General features: G+C 66.6%; 13 protein-coding genes. 3 read left to right on the top strand and 10 right to left on the bottom strand.

What is annotated here, in order from left to right:
- Nucleotides 1–40 precede the first annotated feature (40 nt).
- Nucleotides 41–706 carry a PhaM family polyhydroxyalkanoate granule multifunctional regulatory protein gene (locus F2P45_RS05135; protein WP_229504920.1) on the top strand — a complete coding sequence of 222 codons (666 nt, stop codon included), beginning with the start codon at nucleotides 41–43 and terminating at the stop codon, nucleotides 704–706.
- 165 nt (nucleotides 707–871) lie between these two features.
- Here F2P45_RS05135 and F2P45_RS05130 read toward each other — a convergent pair whose 3' ends face one another.
- The 6 genes from F2P45_RS05130 to pdxR all read right to left on the bottom strand — a co-directional run bounded on the left by F2P45_RS05130 (nucleotide 872) and on the right by pdxR (nucleotide 7,375).
- The gene (locus F2P45_RS05130; RefSeq protein WP_099874024.1) at nucleotides 872–1,087 is read right to left on the bottom strand and encodes a hypothetical protein; all 216 of its coding nucleotides are present in this window, start codon (nucleotides 1,085–1,087) and stop codon (nucleotides 872–874) included.
- 92 nt (nucleotides 1,088–1,179) lie between these two features.
- Nucleotides 1,180–2,865: a tetratricopeptide repeat-containing response regulator gene (locus F2P45_RS05125; RefSeq protein ID WP_166871100.1), complete on the bottom strand. Its 1,686-nt coding sequence runs from the start codon at nucleotides 2,863–2,865 to the stop codon at nucleotides 1,180–1,182.
- The gene (locus tag F2P45_RS05120) at nucleotides 2,862–3,575 is read right to left on the bottom strand and encodes a sensor histidine kinase (protein WP_166871098.1); all 714 of its coding nucleotides are present in this window, start codon (nucleotides 3,573–3,575) and stop codon (nucleotides 2,862–2,864) included. The genes F2P45_RS05125 and F2P45_RS05120 overlap by 4 nt, the downstream gene beginning before the upstream one ends.
- A 91-nt stretch (nucleotides 3,576–3,666) precedes the next feature.
- The gene (gene mnmC1 / locus F2P45_RS05115) at nucleotides 3,667–5,307 is read right to left on the bottom strand and encodes an FAD-dependent 5-carboxymethylaminomethyl-2-thiouridine(34) oxidoreductase MnmC1 (protein ID WP_166871096.1); all 1,641 of its coding nucleotides are present in this window, start codon (nucleotides 5,305–5,307) and stop codon (nucleotides 3,667–3,669) included.
- Complete coding sequence (locus tag F2P45_RS05110; RefSeq protein ID WP_166871094.1) at nucleotides 5,304–5,876, bottom strand: DNA-3-methyladenine glycosylase I; 573 nt, start codon at nucleotides 5,874–5,876, stop codon at nucleotides 5,304–5,306. Before F2P45_RS05110 ends, mnmC1 begins: the two co-directional genes overlap by 4 nt.
- Before the next feature lie 14 nt (nucleotides 5,877–5,890).
- Nucleotides 5,891–7,375 (bottom strand): MocR-like pyridoxine biosynthesis transcription factor PdxR, encoded by a 1,485-nt coding sequence (gene pdxR / locus F2P45_RS05105; RefSeq protein WP_166871187.1) that lies wholly within the window; start codon nucleotides 7,373–7,375, stop codon nucleotides 5,891–5,893.
- A gap of 193 nt (nucleotides 7,376–7,568) precedes the next feature.
- Here pdxR and F2P45_RS05100 point away from each other — a divergent pair, with 193 nt between their 5' ends.
- Entirely contained in the window at nucleotides 7,569–8,033 is a 465-nt protein-coding gene (locus tag F2P45_RS05100; protein WP_166871093.1) for an OsmC family protein, read from the top strand.
- A gap of 1 nt (nucleotide 8,034) precedes the next feature.
- Nucleotides 8,035–8,661: an FMN-binding negative transcriptional regulator gene (locus tag F2P45_RS05095; RefSeq protein ID WP_166871091.1), complete on the top strand. Its 627-nt coding sequence runs from the start codon at nucleotides 8,035–8,037 to the stop codon at nucleotides 8,659–8,661.
- A gap of 7 nt (nucleotides 8,662–8,668) precedes the next feature.
- Here F2P45_RS05095 and F2P45_RS05090 read toward each other — a convergent pair whose 3' ends face one another.
- From F2P45_RS05090 to F2P45_RS05075, 4 genes are all read right to left on the bottom strand, one after another.
- Complete coding sequence (locus tag F2P45_RS05090; RefSeq protein ID WP_166871089.1) at nucleotides 8,669–11,515, bottom strand: sensor domain-containing diguanylate cyclase; 2,847 nt, start codon at nucleotides 11,513–11,515, stop codon at nucleotides 8,669–8,671.
- Between the two features lie 94 nt (nucleotides 11,516–11,609).
- The gene (locus F2P45_RS05085; protein ID WP_166871087.1) at nucleotides 11,610–12,560 is read right to left on the bottom strand and encodes an AEC family transporter; all 951 of its coding nucleotides are present in this window, start codon (nucleotides 12,558–12,560) and stop codon (nucleotides 11,610–11,612) included.
- Nucleotides 12,561–12,671: 111 nt separating this feature from the next.
- Nucleotides 12,672–13,304 carry a DUF4142 domain-containing protein gene (locus F2P45_RS05080; RefSeq protein ID WP_229504919.1) on the bottom strand — a complete coding sequence of 211 codons (633 nt, stop codon included), beginning with the start codon at nucleotides 13,302–13,304 and terminating at the stop codon, nucleotides 12,672–12,674.
- A 151-nt stretch (nucleotides 13,305–13,455) separates the two neighbouring features.
- Nucleotides 13,456–14,748, bottom strand: coding sequence for a sugar MFS transporter (locus tag F2P45_RS05075; protein ID WP_166871085.1), 1,293 nt, complete (start codon nucleotides 14,746–14,748; stop codon nucleotides 13,456–13,458).
- Nucleotides 14,749–14,764 lie beyond the last annotated feature (16 nt).

Below are 14,764 nucleotides of genomic sequence, written 5' to 3'. Positions count from 1 at the left end.
TTATCTGCTACGCTCAGGCTTCTACTTTACGGAGACTTCCATGCTGAAACCACCCATGCCCAACATCCCCGGTGTCGGCGCCGTGACCGACACGCTGGACTTCGTCAAGAATTTGTGGGGAAGCATGGCCGTGCCGGGGATGAACTTCCCCAACATGGCCATGCCGCCCGTCTCGCTCGACGAGCTGGACAAGAAAATCGCCGACCTGAAAGCCGTTGAGGCCTGGCTCAACATCAATGTATCGATGCTGCGCGGCACCATCCAAACGATGGAAGTGCAGCGCGGCACGATCGCCACCCTGAAATCGATGGGTGCGACCCTGGCGGCGGCCGTCAAGCAGCCGGGTGCGGATGAAAAATCGGTGCTGGCGGCGGCGCCATTCGCGTCGGCATTTTTCAGCCAGCCGGCCCCGGCACCCGCCAAGGCACCTGCGCCCGAGCCCGCCAAGGAACAGAAGGACGCACCGCCAGTCAACGCGCTGAACAATCCCGTGGCGTGGTGGAACATGCTGCAGGAACAGTTTAATCAGGCGGTAACGACGGCGATGACGCCGGAACCGGGCGCCGACAAGGCCGGCCAGGCGGGAGATGCTGCAGGAAAATCGGCGACGCAAGCGTCGGATGGCGCGACCAATGCGAATCCAGCCGAGCCGGAGAGTGCGACCAGGGCCGCATCGCGCCGCGCCAAGCCGAAAAGCGACGCTTAGGTTAAAGGCGCTTTCTTAAAGAAGCGTCATTATCACGAAAAACCGTCAGTCCCGTTAACCTCAAAACCGTCATTTCTGCCAGTGGCAGGAATGACGGTTTTGAGGGTATTAGCTGCGCTATCAAACCAGCGCTTGCGCCAGTGGCTCAATGCTGAAAGACAGCACTTACGCCAGCCGCTGAATCCTGATCGCGTCGATCAAGCCATCTTCCTGGCGTTTGATGGTCGAAATGGTAATCAAACCATCTTCCGCCATCTGTTTGACTTGCTCATGCACAGCCTGGAACGAGGGCACGGTATCGCCCTTGGCGGCCACTGGCCGAATCCATGCACTGCTGCCTACACGCATTTTTTCATAGACTTCATTTGCGATGTCGCGCATGTACGTCCCTTTCTTCTTGAATGCGGAAACTTCCGCGCAGTGAGCAGTTTATCACCAGCAAGCGTCGGGGCAATGGCAAACGTGCAAACGGCTCAGGCTGGATCAATGCCATCGGCCCGATCGGCCGCTCCCGGCGCCAGTGCGGCGAGCTGTTCCATGAGCTGGGCGAAGCGCTGTTGCCCGGGCAGAATTTTGTCGACGTGAAGCAACACCTCGGTCGCCTCGGCCGCCAGTTCGGCGTCGAAGCCGTGCTGTTGCATGTGCGAAATCAGGATTTGCGCCGAGTTGAACAGGATGCGCAGGTTGTTCGGCAAACTCAGGCGCGCGCTGCGCATCCAGGCCACCGCCTCGGGCAATTTGCCGGTTTTCCATAGCGACACTCCCTGATTCATCAGGTCGCTCGCTTCTTTCTTCGACGACCGGATCAGCGCCAGCCCCTCGTCGCTCATGTGGGCGCGGTCGAAGATTTTTTGCACGTCGTCGAGCAGTTGCAGGTTGTCGTGATTGTTCTTGATCACGTAACACAGCAGCTCGACCGGGGAATCGCGGTGCCCGACAGAAAACAGCAAGGTCGCCAGTTCCAGGCAGGTGGGCGTATCCGGGCGCTCGGGATTGGCGACCAGCAGCTCGTCGAGCTCGTCGCCAGCCTGGCGCGCGCGCTGGAAGTCGCCGCTCTCGTGGTGGACCATGCCTTCGGTAATCTTGCAGCGCAGCTGGACTTGCTCGCCGGCAAACTCGCGCTGGGCCAGCACCAGCAACTGCATCGCTTCCTTGGTTTCCAGCTTGAGCCCGCAGACCCGCGCCAGGCCGAGGTAGGCGTCCACCGTTTTCATGACGGAATATTCGCCGATCGAAATGCACTTGCGGAACGCCTTCTCAGCCATCGGCACATTGCCCAGCTTGAGCGATACCTGCCCCAGCGAGCGCTGGCGCATCACCGAATTGGGCGACAGCTTGGCGGCGCGCTCAAGCACGGCGCAGGCTTCTTCCATCTGCCCCATGTTCTGGTAAGTGAGCGCCAACTGATCGTAAGCGTCAATGTAGTAGCGGTTCTCCGAAATGACGCCCTGGAACATCTGGCGCGCCTGCTCGTACTCGCCATTGGCCATGCGGATCCTGGCCAGGCCCGACTTGGCCCACTGGTAATCGCGCTCTTGCAGCACGCGCTCGTAGGCTTCGCGCGCTTTTTCCGGCTCGCCACTTTTAAGCATCAGGCGCGCTTTCATGCGCAACAATTCCATTTCGTGCACCTTGTTGGCCGCGATCTGGGTATCGCACATCCTGGCGGCGCGCAGGTAATCCTTTTCGGCAAATGCCTGGTCGATCTGCTTGAACACCTGTTTCTTCTGCCACACGCGGTTCAAGCGGGTCAGCAGCACGCCCTCGGTGATCGGCTTGATCAGGTAGGCATCGGGCTGGTGCTCGGCCGCGCCCATCACGGACTCGACGCTTTTCTCGGCCGACACCATCAGCCAGACGCTGCTCGGCAGCAGCAAATTGCGCACGCGCGCCTCTTCCAGCACTTGCTGGCCGTTCTTGCCCTCGCCCAGGTTGTAGTCGCACAGCACCACATCGTAGCGGATGCGCGCCAGCATGGCGATGGCTTCGCCGCCGCTCGACGCCTGGTCGATATTCTTGGCGCCCAGGTTGCGCAAGCTTTCGCGCAGCAACTGGCGGATGCCGATGAAGTCATCCACCACCAGGTAATTCTTGCTGGCCCAGTCGACCAGGTCGATGCTGGTGGCCAGGTTGGCGGTGGGCTTGGGATCGACGATCATGGCAGGCTCAGCACAAAGCAGGCGCCGCCGTACGCGCCGCCGTTTTCCAGGCGCAGGCGGCCGCTGCGCTGGCGGTGTTTGTGCATTTTGGCGACTTCGCTGGAGAAATACAGGCCCAGGCCTGTGCTGTTGGTCAAGAAGTTCACGCCGGCGCTGGCGCCGTGCATGGCCGACACACCGGCCTCCAGCATGGCGTTTGAATAGCCGCCGCCATTGTCTTCGATGCGGATGTCCAGGTCGCCGTCGACCACCTCGATGGCGAGGCGGATCGTGTCTTTGGTGTAATGGATGGCATTGTTGATCGCATGCCCGAGCACGCCGACGATCAGGTCTTCGTCCACATGCCAGACCAGCTCGGGGTCGGCCTGCGTTTCGAGCTTGATGTGGCGCGAGTCGAGCAGCACGCGGCTCGCGCCCGCCACCTGCGCCACCAGGTCGCCCATCGCCAGCGGCTGCATGTCGAACGGATAGGCAGGTTTGCCGACCTGCTTGTACAAGGCCAGCAGCTGGATCAGGTTGTCGTTGAGGCGCTTGGTCTGGTACAGCATGTGCGCCATCTGCGGATAGGCGGCCTCGCTCGCGCTGGTGGGCGCGGCTTGCGCGAGCAGGGTTTCCAGCGTGCCGCTCAGCACGCTGACGGAGTTTTTCATATCGTGCGCGGTGGACGCAAGAAACAGAAACAGCTCGTTCGACTCGGGCGCATCGTCCATCGTGATCGGCTCCAGCCACGCTGGGCGCGGCGATTGCTTGCAAAAAGTTGCTACATACCAATTATAACCGGATGACAAGACGCCCGGTTCGCTATCCTACCTCGCCGCGGCGCCGGTCGCGCAACAGGAAGCGGGCCGGATCGAGCGCCGCGACCAGGTCGGCTTCGAGCGGCAGCGGCTCGCCATTGAGTTGCGCGGCCAGCAGTTCGGCCGCCAGCGGCGCCCAGGTCAGCCCGCGCGAGGCGTAGCCCAGCAGACCATACACGCCGTCGTGGCGCGGCACGTCGCGCAGGCGTTCGATGCGGCCGGCCGCGTCCGGGTCGGGCAAGGCGCCCACCAGCGGCATGCGGTCCGGCGCCACACAGCGAAAGCCCACGCGCCCGAGCAGCGGCGCGTCGCGCCCCAGTGCGGGGTCGCCCAGCATGGTGCGGATCTTGGCCAGGTTCTCGTCCTGGCTGGCCTGGCGCAGGGACGGGTCGGCATCGTCGTCGTAGCTGGCGCCCAGGCTGTGCAGGCCGCCGACGGCGGGGGTCAGGTAGGCTTCGCGACAGAGCACGAAGGGCAGCGCTGGCGCGCCAGCTTCGGCAAGATGGGTGACCTGGCCGCGCACGGCGGCCAGGGGCAGGCCGGCCGCCAGCGGCACGCTGGCCGCGCCGGTGCCGTTGGCCAGCACCAGCACCGGCGCTTGCGCCAGCACCTCGCCGGCGGCGTCGATGGCGCACCAGTCGGCGCCGCGTTTGCCGAGCGTGACGGTGCCGGCGCCGAAGTGCCGTACCAGTGACTCGCCGCAGGCGGTGAGCATGGCGCCGCAGGCGCTGGCGGGACGCATCCAGCCGCCCTGGCGGAACAGCCAGGCGCCATCCGGTGCGGACGCGCCAAGCAGTTCGGTTGCGGCGGGCGCTTCCAGCCATTCGGCAAAATCGGGCGGATACGCGCGGCCTGCCGCGATCGCGCGCTGTACCTCGGCGTGGGCGGCGTCGCGCGCCAGTTGCAGCACGCCGCAGCGGGCGCTGGCGATGCCGTTTTCGCCGATGCGGTCCCAGTAGGCTTGCGCATACAGGAAGGCCGCGCGCGACAGGCGCGTCATGAGGTTGTCGTCCCTGGACAGCAGCGGCATGCTGATGCCGGCCCGGTTGCCCGACGCTTCCTGTGCGGGCTGCGCGTGGCGTTCGATCAAGGTCACCTTCCAGCCGCGCGCGCACAGGCGCTCGCAGGCGGCGGCACCGGCCAGGCCGGCGCCGATCACGATGGCATGGCGCGCACGCGGCGCGGCTGCCTCGGCCTGCGGGCGGCGGCTGGCGTAGACGGCGCGCTGCACGCCGGGTTCCCAGGCAAAGCCGGCGTGCGCCAGGGATTCCATCTGCGTGTGCGTCAGGCCCTCGGCGTCGAGCAGCGCGCCGGGTGCGGCCAGCTTGCCCAGCGCGTGCGCGAAGCGGGTGCCGGCGTCACGGACGTCGTGCAGCCAGATCGCGTCGAGCCGCGCAGTCAGTTGTTCGAGCGCGCTATCGAGCGGCGCGGTGAGCAGGTCGAGCGTGACCGCGTCTTCAATCTGCGGAATGCGCCGGTAGCCGGGCAGCGCGTCATTGGCCAGCGCGATGTAATGCAGGCGCGCGGGCCGCTGCGGGTCGTTGCGCCAGGCGTGCAGCGTCTTTTGAAAGGCCGCGCCGTCGCCGTAGGCGGCATCGAAAATGACGAAATGGGCGCGTTCGCTCCAGATGGTTTGCCAGTTCATGCGCGCCGCTTCGCTTGGCGGAAGCAGTTGGCGGCATGGTCGTCGATCATACCGATGCCCTGCATGTAGGCGTACACGATGGTCGAACCGACGAACTTGAAGCCGCGCTGAAGCAGGTCTTTCGAGAGCCGGTCCGACAGCTCGGTCCTGGCCGGCGAGCGTTCGTCGGCGCTGTAGTGGTTGACGATCGGCTGGCCGTCGACAAACCCCCAAAGGTAGGCGTCGAGCGAACTGCCCTCGGCGCGCAGGCGCAGGTAGGCTTGGGCGTTGGTGATGGCGGCGGCCACTTTGAGCTTGTTGCGCACGATGCCGGGATTGGCCAGCAGCTCGGCCACCTTGGCGGCATCGTAGCGGGCGATTTTTTCGGCATCCCAGTGATCGAACGCGAGGCGGTAGCCATCGCGCTTGTTCAAGATGGTCTCCCAGCTCAGGCCCGCCTGCGCGCCTTCGAGATTGAGCATTTCGAACAGCGTGTTCTCGTCGTGGCAAGGCACGCCCCACTCGTGGTCGTGGTAATCGAGATAGCGTTGATTGGCCGTGTTGGCCCAGGAGCAGCGTTCAATAGTCATGACATCAGTATAGTTCAACGCGGCAGGCTTAGCACCTTCGCCAGCACATCGATGCCGTGCACGATCTGCGCCGGCGTCAGCGACGAAAACCCCAGCAGCAGCCCGGGCGCGAATGCGCACGCGGGCGTGGCCAGGCGGTTCGCATAATAGGCCAGCGCGCGCGTTTCGATGCCCTGCTCCAGCGCGCGCGCCACCACCGCCGCTTCATCGTGGCCGCGCAGGAAATGCACGGCCAGATCGAGGCCGGCGTCGGACGGGCCGGTCATCACCGTCTCGCCCAGCCGCGCGGCGATGGCGTCCAGCAGCGCTGCGCGCCGTTCGCCGTAGGCGTCGCGCGTGCGCCGGATATGGCGGCCAAAATGGCCGTCCGCCATGAAGTCGGCCAGCACCATCTGCGGCACGATGGCCGTGTGGCGGTCCATCACCGCCTTGGCGCGCACCACCGGCTCCACCAGCGCCGGCGGCGCCACGATGTAGCCGAGGCGCAGGCCGGGGAACAGCACCTTCGACAAGGTGCCGACGTACAGCACGCAGCCGGCGCGGTCCAGGCTTTGCAGGGAGGCCAGCGGCGGGCCGGTGTAGCGGTACTCGCTGTCGTAGTCGTCTTCGATGATCCAGGCGCGTTTGGCGGCGGCCCAGCGCAGCAGCTCCAGGCGGCGCTGCAAACTCATGGTCACGCCCAGCGGCAGCTGGTGCGAGGGCGTGGCCAGCACCATGCGCGCGTCGGGGTAATGCGCAATGCCGTAGGCGACGTCCATGCCGTCGGCCGTCACCGGCACCGTGCACACCCTGGCGCCGGCGGCGAACAGCGGCGCGCTGGCGCCCTGGTAGCCGGGCGACTCGGCCCAGACGGCGTCGCCGGGCGCGAGCAGCAGTTGCGAGAGCAGGAACAGGCCCTGTTGCGAGCCGGAGGTGATGACCACCTGTTCGGGCGTGCAGTTCACGCCGCGCGAGGCGCGCAGGTAGACGCACAGCAGCTCGCGCAGCGGCGCGTAGCCGGCCGGGTCGCTGTAGCCCATGTGGTAGTCGGGATGGCGCCAGCGCCGCCCCTCAAGCCGGCTCCATACATCGAACGGAAACAGGTCGAGCGACGGCATGCTGACGCGGAAAGGGCGCAGTTTGCCTTGATGGAAGCCGACGCTTTCCATGGCCGTGGCGTAGGCCTCGCCGCGCGCGGAGAGGGGGCGCATGGGCGCCTGCGGGGCCCCGATGGCTTGCGGGCCGGGCGCGGCCTGGGCCAGGTGCTCGCTGATGTAGGTGCCCTTGCCGACGGCGCCACTGAGGTAGCCTTCGGCGCTGAGCTGGTCGTAGGCGTTGAGCACCGTCTGGCGCGACACCGACAGCAGGCGCGCCAGTTCGCGCGTGGGCGGCAGCTGCATGCCGGCGCCGAGCGTGCCGCGCAGGATGGCGTCCTTGATCTGCGCGTAGAGCTGGCGGAACAGGGGGTCTTGCGTGCCGCGCGCGAGGGGCAAGGCGGAGAGGATGTCGGCAACGAGCATGGCGATCTCAAAATTGGTCTTCACATAATCGCGCGAATTGGATATTTGAGCAAGCCAAAGTGGCGCATAAGATGAACGCTATCCCGTCATTCCCGCGCAGGCGGGAATCCAAGGCATCTGCGATCCGCCGTGAACTTGGGTTCCCGCCTGCGCGGGAACGACGCGGCGGTTGACATGTCCCTCTGGAGAAGAAATGCAGCAATTCGAAGCACAACTGGCCTGGCAGCGCGGTGCGCAGCCATTCCTGGACAAGCGCTACAGCCGCGCCCACGCGTGGACCTTCGACGGCGGCCTGCGGGTACCCGCCTCCTCCTCGCCGCTGTCGGTCGCGCTGCCGATGTCCGACCCCGCCGCCGTCGATCCAGAAGAAGCGCTGGTCGCCGCCGTGTCGAGCTGCCACATGCTGTTCTTCCTCGCGCTGGCCGCCAGCGCCGGCCACGTGGTGGACGACTACCGTGACCACGCCCTCGGCACCATGAGCAAAAACGCCGACGGCAAGATGGCGATGACCCGCATCGTGCTGCGTCCCGCGATCGGCTTCGCCGACGGCACCGGTCCCGATTGCGCCCAGCTCGACGCCCTGCACCACGCCGCCCACGCGCAGTGCTACATCGCCAATTCGATCAAGGCCGACGTGGTGGTCGAAGGGAGCGCATAAGATGTACGGACCTTCCTGTTTCGACGAGATCCGCCCCGCCCTGCTGCATGGCCTGATCGACGCTCACCCGCTGGGCGCCGTCGTCACGCACGGCGACGCCGGCCTGGACGCCAACCACATCCCGTTCGTGATCGACCCTGCGGATGCCGGCGCGGAAGCCGACGCACCGTTCGGCATCCTGCGCGCCCACGTGGCGCGCGCCAATCCGCTCTGGCGCCACGAGGGCGAGACGCTGGTGGTGTTCCAGGGTCCGTCGGCCTACATCACGCCGGCACTGTACGAAGACAAGAAGATCAACGGCAAAGTGGTCCCGACCTACAACTACGCCGTGGTGCACGCGCACGGCACACTGCGCGCCATCGAAGACCCGGCGTGGATACTCGCGCTGCTGGCGCGCCTGACCGCGCGCCACGAAGCGGCGCAGGCGGCGCCATGGACCATGGACGACGCCCCGCCCGGCTTCATCGAACGGCTGGTGAAGATGATCGTCGGGATCGAGATTCCGGTCACGCGCATGCACGGCAAATGGAAGGTCAGCCAGAACCGCTCGCAGAACGACCATCAAACGGTCATGGCGGCCATGGATGCGCCGATGGCGCAGGCGATGCGGCGCCGCACCGAAGCCTGACAGCCCGCTAGCGCGGCGTGACTTTGTCGGACGAGAGCACCAGGCGCCGCGTCTTGGCGCCGGCGCCGACCTGCACCTCGTCGATATTGGTCACCAGGCGGGCCTCGCCATCGGTCAGCGCCTGGTCCAGATGGTGGATCAGGCGCGCGAAAACGCCCTCGTGCCGCGTGTCGGGTGTGCTGTAGATGCCGGCCCAGGCATTGCGCCCGGAGCGCTTGACCAGGTACAGGCCCTGGTCGGCCAGCTCCACCACTTCGGACCACGACAGCAGGCGTGGTTCTTCCGGCACGAACGGAAAGCACGCAAACCCGATCGAGCAGGTCTTGCGCACGGCCGTCCCGTCGGGCAGCACGAAGTCGCGGTTGGCGACAGCCTGGCGAATCCGTTCCGCCACCACTTTCGCGTCGTCGCGGTGCGTGGCGCGCGCCAGCACCAGGAATTCTTCGCCGCCCCAGCGGATCAGGTAATCGGACTCGCGGAACACTTCGCGCAGGCGCTCCTGCATCTGCACCAGCACCGCGTCGCCGGCCGCGTGGCCGTGCAGGTCGTTGACCTGCTTGAAGTGGTCCAGGTCGACCATGAAAAACACCAGGTCCTTGCCGGGCGCGTTTTCGCGCTCGACGGCGCCGTTGCGCAGCGGGTCGTCGTAGCCGCGCAGGCTCATGACGACATCCGCATCGACGTGCTGCAAGAAGAAACGGCGGTTGCGCAGGCCCGTCAGCTGGTCGGTCAGGCTCACTTCTTCCAGCGCCTTGTAGGCTTGCTCGAGTTCGAGGTTCTTCTCCAGCAGCTGGGCCTGGGTCGCGCTCAGGGCCTTGAGCGTGGCCGCCACCTGCAGATAGGCGCCGGCGTTGTCGAGGGCGATGGCGCCGTACGCGCACAGGGTACGGAAAATCAGCCGCTCCCGTTCGCGGTAGGCGTTCGCCTGCAGCGACTGCACCGTCATCACGCCCAGCACCCGGTCGCCAATCAGCAGCGGCGCAAACAGCAGGCTCAGTGTCGGCAGGGTGCCGGGGATCAGGTTCGGCATGTCGTCGCCGGCGTTCAGGTCGAGCACGATCTCGCGCCGCTCGCGCACGCAGCGCGCCGAATTGGCGTGTTCGTCGGTGAGCGAATAGCGCGTGGGCGGCAGCGCCTTGCCCGCTTCCACGCCGAACGCGCAGCGCAGCGAACTGCCGTCCGGATCGATCAGGAAGATGGAAAAGTGGGTCGCATCGAGCAGCCCGTGCACATGGCGGTCGAGCGCGCGGAACACGGCGGCGGCGTCGAGGTGGGTGGTGATCTCCTGTCCGATGGCCGACAAGTGTTCGAGCGTGGCGCTGGTCTGCTGCAGCACCTCGGCGCGCTTGGCTTCGGCGGCGGCCAGCTGGCGGTGATGCTCGCCTTCGGTCTTGGCGCGTTCGGTCTGGTACTGCACCTGCATGGCGACCGCGCGGTTGGTCGCTTCCTGGCTGTGGGTCTTGTCGCGCGCGGCGCCGGCGCGCAGCGCGATCTCGTAGGCTTGCGGGTAGTCGCCCACGCTGGCGTATTCGCGCGCCACCGCGTCATACAGGTCGCCCGGCACGGTGTAGCCGTCGATGGTGGCCGCCACCGCCATGGCCTGCCGCAGGTAATGCAGCGCGGGGCTGGGCGCCTCCAGCGGGATGGGACCGGGCAAGCGGTGGCGCGCGTGAATCTCGGCCAGCACCTTGAGCGCGGCGATCTGGTTGTACGAGTCGCCGTGTTCGCGCGCCAGCGCCAGCGCGGCGGCGGCCTTGTCGAGCGCATCGTGCGGGCGGTTCATGTGCGACAGCGCGTGCGCCTGGCCGCGCCGCGCGCCGCTTTGAAAGTCGGCCTGGTGCAGCGCTTCGCCGCGCGCTTCCAGGCGCGCGAAGCTCGCCAGCGCCGCCGCATAATCGCCGCCGTCGAGCGCCAGGTCGCCTTCGTATTCGAGCGCGATGGCGTAGGCGCGCGAGCCCGACATGGGCGCCAGCGTGGCCAGCGCTTCGTGCAGCAGTTCCAGCGCCGCTTCGCGCTGGCCCAGCTGGCGCAAGGTTTCGGCGGTCTGCATCAGGGCCAGGCCAATGCTCATCGGCCAGCCGGTGGGCCGCGCCAGGTCCAGCCCGCGCTGCATCCATTCGAGCGCGGCGTGGTGCGCATTGAGGCTGGTGAAGGCGTTGCCGATGTTGGTGGCGACGTTGATCGCGCGCCGCACCTGGCCGGTGGCCAGCGCCGCCTCGAAGGTGTTCATCAAGAGGCCGATGGCGCGCCCGAAGTCGCTGGCCTGGAAGGCGGCGGTGCCGAGGTAGTCGTTGATCCAGCCGGCGGCGGCCGGGTGCAGGCCTTTTTCGGCCGGGTCGAAGCGCTTGCCCCAGCGTTCATTGGCCGAGTGCAGGTTGCGGAACACCGCGAACAGGGCGGCGGCGGCGTCGATCACGTCGGCGCGCAAACGGTCGCCGGCGCGCCAGACGTCATGCGCGGCGCCCGCCAGTTCGGCGTCGCTGGCGGCGGCGTTGCCGCGATCGACCTCGATCCAGGCGCGCAGCCAGCGCGCGTCGGCGCTGCCGATCGAGTCGTCCTGGCGGTGGAATTCGGCCCAGGCCGTGTCGGCCAGGGCGCGCGCGGCGTCGAGCTGGCCGGCCAGCCAGGCCGCTTCGCCGTCGATCAGCTGGCAGCGCGCCTGTTCCAGGCGGCGTTCCGGTTCGGGGAGCAGCGCCAGCAGCGGTGCGGCGTCAAGCGACAGGGCGCGCGCGCGCACAGGGTCGCGCTGGCGCAGGTGCCAGGCCAGCGCCAGCATCGGCTTCAGGCGCGCGAGGCCATACTGGGAAGACAGCTCCTCTTCCAGTTGCGCCAGTTCCTGCTCCACTGCAAACATTTCTAGCAATCGAAACCCCTGAATTTGCCGCCACATCGTCGATGGACTCGCCCGTTATTATTTCACAAACAGGCTTCCAGAAGTCAGAAATGTTTCATATCAGCAACGACACGGCCGCCGAAAAGCTCAGGAAGGACAGTGCGGTCGAGACCAGGATGATGCGCGCCACCCTGCCGGTGTCGGCGCCGAAGCGCTCGGTCAGCAGCGCCACGTTGCTGGCACTGGGCAGGCAGGCGACCAGCACCAGGACCGTCAGGGCGGCCGGGTCGATGGGAACGCCCAGCTTGACGGCGGCGTGCCCGATGGCAAGCAGCAGCAGCGGGTGGATCAGCAGCTTGATCAGCGCAATCGGGACAAAATCGGCCAGCGCGGTGGCGCCGCTGGCATTCATCTGCGAGCGCGCCAGCACCGCGCCGATGGTGAACAGGGCCACCGGCGAGGCGGCGTCGGCCAGCAGGCCGATGGTGTTCGTCAACGGTTTGGGCAGCACCAGGCCAATGCCGGATGCCAGCGCCCCCAGCAGGATCGACCAGGGCATGGGGTTGCGCAGCATGCCTTTCAAGGCATTGCGCAGGGCGGCGGCACTGCTCTGCCCGCCAGACGGGCCGAGACGCGACAGGGCGATGCACAGCGAGGTCGTGATCACCAGGTCGACCACCAGCGCCACGATCACCGGCCCGGACGAGCGCGGCCCGAGCAGGGCGAGCAGGAGCGGCACACCCATGAAGCCGGTGTTGGGAAACGCCGCCACCAGCGCCCCGAAAGCGCCATCGTTCCAGCCGGCGCGGCGCACGGTGACCAGCATGGCCAGGCCCACCGTCGCCAGCGCGCACAGCAGGTAGACGCCGAACAGCCCCGCATCGAGCAGCTGCGTCAGCGGCGTGGTCGAGCCGAAGCGGTATAGCAGGCACGGCAGCGCAAAATACAGGACGAAGCTGTTCAGGCCCGGAATGGCCAGTTGCGGCAGCAGATGACGCCGCACGGCAAGGTAGCCGCACAGGACCAGTGCGAAAAACGGAAAGGTAATGGCGAGAATGGCGAGCATGAACGGTCATTGTAGCGTGACCGCTCAGCTCGTGCCCGCCGCCCCTCCGCCGCCGATACCGGCGGCGTGCCGTGCGCGCATGCCTGCCGCGTTGCATGCCTGCCGCGTTGTTTACTGGCCGGACTTCTCCGTCGCCGTGCCCGAACTGCCCATGGCCTTGTTTTTGCCGTGCAGTTCTTGCGCCGCATTCAGATGCTGCTCGACGGTCGGTGTCATGCGCGTAAGCAGCGCCTTGATATCGGGATCTTTGGCGCGGCCCTGCGCCTTGGTCAACATGCTGTGGGTTTTCTTGTGCTCGGCCACGCCGGCCTGCGCCATGTAGGCGCGGTCGAAGGCATCGCCGGACAGCGCGGCCAGCTTGTCGGCCCGGGCCTGGTGCGCGCGGTCCAGCGTGGATGGCAAGGTGACGCCCTTGGTCTGCGCCAGTTGCCGCACCTCGCCCAGCGCCTTGGTATGGTCGTCGATCATTTGCTGCGCATACTTTTTGATGTCATCGTTCTGGCTCTTGGTTTGCGCCGTGCGCGCCGATTCGATCTCGGCCATGTTGGCCATGGCAAGGTCGGTGACGATCTTGCGGTCGGCGCTGGCGAGCGCTGCCGTGCCGGTGGCGGTGGCGGTGCCGGCCTGTCCGCTGGCGCCCTGGCTGCCGGACTGCGTCGCGCCGGTCTGGGCATGGACGGCGACGCTGGCGCACAGCGCGGCGGCAGCGCACATGCCGATGAATCCTGGTTTCTTGTTGAACATGTCGATCTCCTGATGAGGTTGGGGTTGGCACCCGCGCGCGGATGCCTGTCCCTTTTGGACCGTGCCCCGCCCCCGCAAGTTCAACCAAATCCGCGTCCGCAAAAGAAAACACCGCCGGCAAGCGGCAGTGTCGGTCTGCGGCGAAACCGGATCAGCCCTGGTACATCCTGGCGTACTTGAGACCGTAATAGATGACAAACAGGTAGCAGGCGGCCGGCACCAGGAACGACAGCTGCACGCCGAACGCATCGGCCAGCACGCTTTGCGCCAGCGGCACCAGTGCGCCGCCGACGATGGCCATGCACAGGATGCTCGATCCCTGCCCCGTGAACTTGCCCAGCTTGTGCAGCGCCATGCTGAAAATGGTCGGGAACATGATCGAGTTGCACAGGCCGACCAGCAGGATCGCCCACATCGCCGTCATGCCGCTGCCGAACACGGCCACCATGATCAGCGCGATCGAGCAGGCCGCGTTGAAGGCCAGCGCCCGGCCCGGACTGACGTAGCGCATCGCCGCAAAGCCGATGAAGCGGCCCAGCATGGCGCCGCCGCCGTAGATGGTGACGTATTTGGCGGCGGTGTCGGCGCTGAAGCCGGCGATGTGTTTTTCGCCCATGAAGTTGATCAGGAAGCTGCCGATGCTCACTTCCGCCCCCACATACAAGAAGATCCCCACCGCGCCGAGCACCAGGTGGCGGTAGCCGGCGGCCGAGGTCTTGTCGTCGGTATGGGCGATGTCGGCGCCGGCCCCGGTGTCGGCAATCGCCGGCAGGCGCGCCAGCGCGAAGAACGCCGCCAGCGCCAGCAGCACCGCCGCCATCACCAGGTAAGGCACCTGCACGGTGGCCGCTTCCTGCGCGCGGTAAGCCAGCTGCCCGGCGGCCGGCAGTTTTTTCAGCGCGTCCGCACTGAGTACGGCGCTCGACAAAATCAGCAGCGCGCCCAGATACGGCGCCACGGTGGCGCCGAGCGAATTGAAGGCCTGGGTGAGCGTGAGGCGGCTCGATGCGGTGGCCGGATCGCCCAGCACCGTGACATACGGATTGGCCGCCACCTGCAGCACCGTGATGCCCGAAGCGAGCACGAACAGCGACAGCAGGAACAGAGCATAGCCGGCGTTCGAGGCCGGATAAAACATCGCGCAGCCGATGGCGGCGATCACCAGGCCGGCCACGACGCCCTTCTGGTAGCCGATTTTCTTGATCAGGATCCCGGCCGGCAGCGACACGATGAAATAGGCACCGAAGAAGCACAGCTGCACCAGCATGGCTTGCAGGTAGCTCAGTTCATACACCGACTTCAGATGGGGAATCAGCACTTCGTTCATGGAGGTCAGCAAACCCCACATGAAGAACAGGATGGTAATGATGATGAGCGGGCCGGTATGGCCCTGCTGCGCGCCGTGCGCCTGCGGCACGGGCCTGGCTGTCAATACGTGTTGCATGCTACTCCTTAATGGT

Origin of the sequence: Massilia mucilaginosa, from assembly GCF_011682145.1 — a bacterium.
Classification (GTDB): domain Bacteria; phylum Pseudomonadota; class Gammaproteobacteria; order Burkholderiales; family Burkholderiaceae_D; genus Telluria_A; species Telluria_A mucilaginosa.
The sequence above is the reverse complement of the archived record's forward strand: the minus strand, read 5'-3'. Positions and strand labels throughout refer to the sequence as shown.

What these genes read in the sequence shown, in the direction of transcription:
- F2P45_RS05135 (WP_229504920.1), top strand. Translation starts at nt 41, where the DNA reads ATGCTGAAACCACCCATGCCCAACATCCCCGGTGTCGGCGCCGTGACC.
- F2P45_RS05125 (WP_166871100.1), bottom strand. Translation starts at nt 2,865, where the DNA reads ATGATCGTCGATCCCAAGCCCACCGCCAACCTGGCCACCAGCATCGAC.
- F2P45_RS05100 (WP_166871093.1), top strand. Translation starts at nt 7,569, where the DNA reads ATGCAGCAATTCGAAGCACAACTGGCCTGGCAGCGCGGTGCGCAGCCA.
- F2P45_RS05075 (WP_166871085.1), bottom strand. Translation starts at nt 14,748, where the DNA reads ATGCAACACGTATTGACAGCCAGGCCCGTGCCGCAGGCGCACGGCGCG.
- F2P45_RS05110 (WP_166871094.1), bottom strand. Translation starts at nt 5,876, where the DNA reads ATGACTATTGAACGCTGCTCCTGGGCCAACACGGCCAATCAACGCTAT.
- F2P45_RS05085 (WP_166871087.1), bottom strand. Translation starts at nt 12,560, where the DNA reads ATGCTCGCCATTCTCGCCATTACCTTTCCGTTTTTCGCACTGGTCCTG.
- pdxR (WP_166871187.1), bottom strand. Translation starts at nt 7,375, where the DNA reads ATGCTCGTTGCCGACATCCTCTCCGCCTTGCCCCTCGCGCGCGGCACG.
- F2P45_RS05130 (WP_099874024.1), bottom strand. Translation starts at nt 1,087, where the DNA reads ATGCGCGACATCGCAAATGAAGTCTATGAAAAAATGCGTGTAGGCAGC.
- F2P45_RS05120 (WP_166871098.1), bottom strand. Translation starts at nt 3,575, where the DNA reads ATGGACGATGCGCCCGAGTCGAACGAGCTGTTTCTGTTTCTTGCGTCC.
- F2P45_RS05080 (WP_229504919.1), bottom strand. Translation starts at nt 13,304, where the DNA reads ATGTTCAACAAGAAACCAGGATTCATCGGCATGTGCGCTGCCGCCGCG.
- F2P45_RS05095 (WP_166871091.1), top strand. Translation starts at nt 8,035, where the DNA reads ATGTACGGACCTTCCTGTTTCGACGAGATCCGCCCCGCCCTGCTGCAT.
- mnmC1 (WP_166871096.1), bottom strand. Translation starts at nt 5,307, where the DNA reads ATGAACTGGCAAACCATCTGGAGCGAACGCGCCCATTTCGTCATTTTC.
- F2P45_RS05090 (WP_166871089.1), bottom strand. Translation starts at nt 11,515, where the DNA reads ATGTTTGCAGTGGAGCAGGAACTGGCGCAACTGGAAGAGGAGCTGTCT.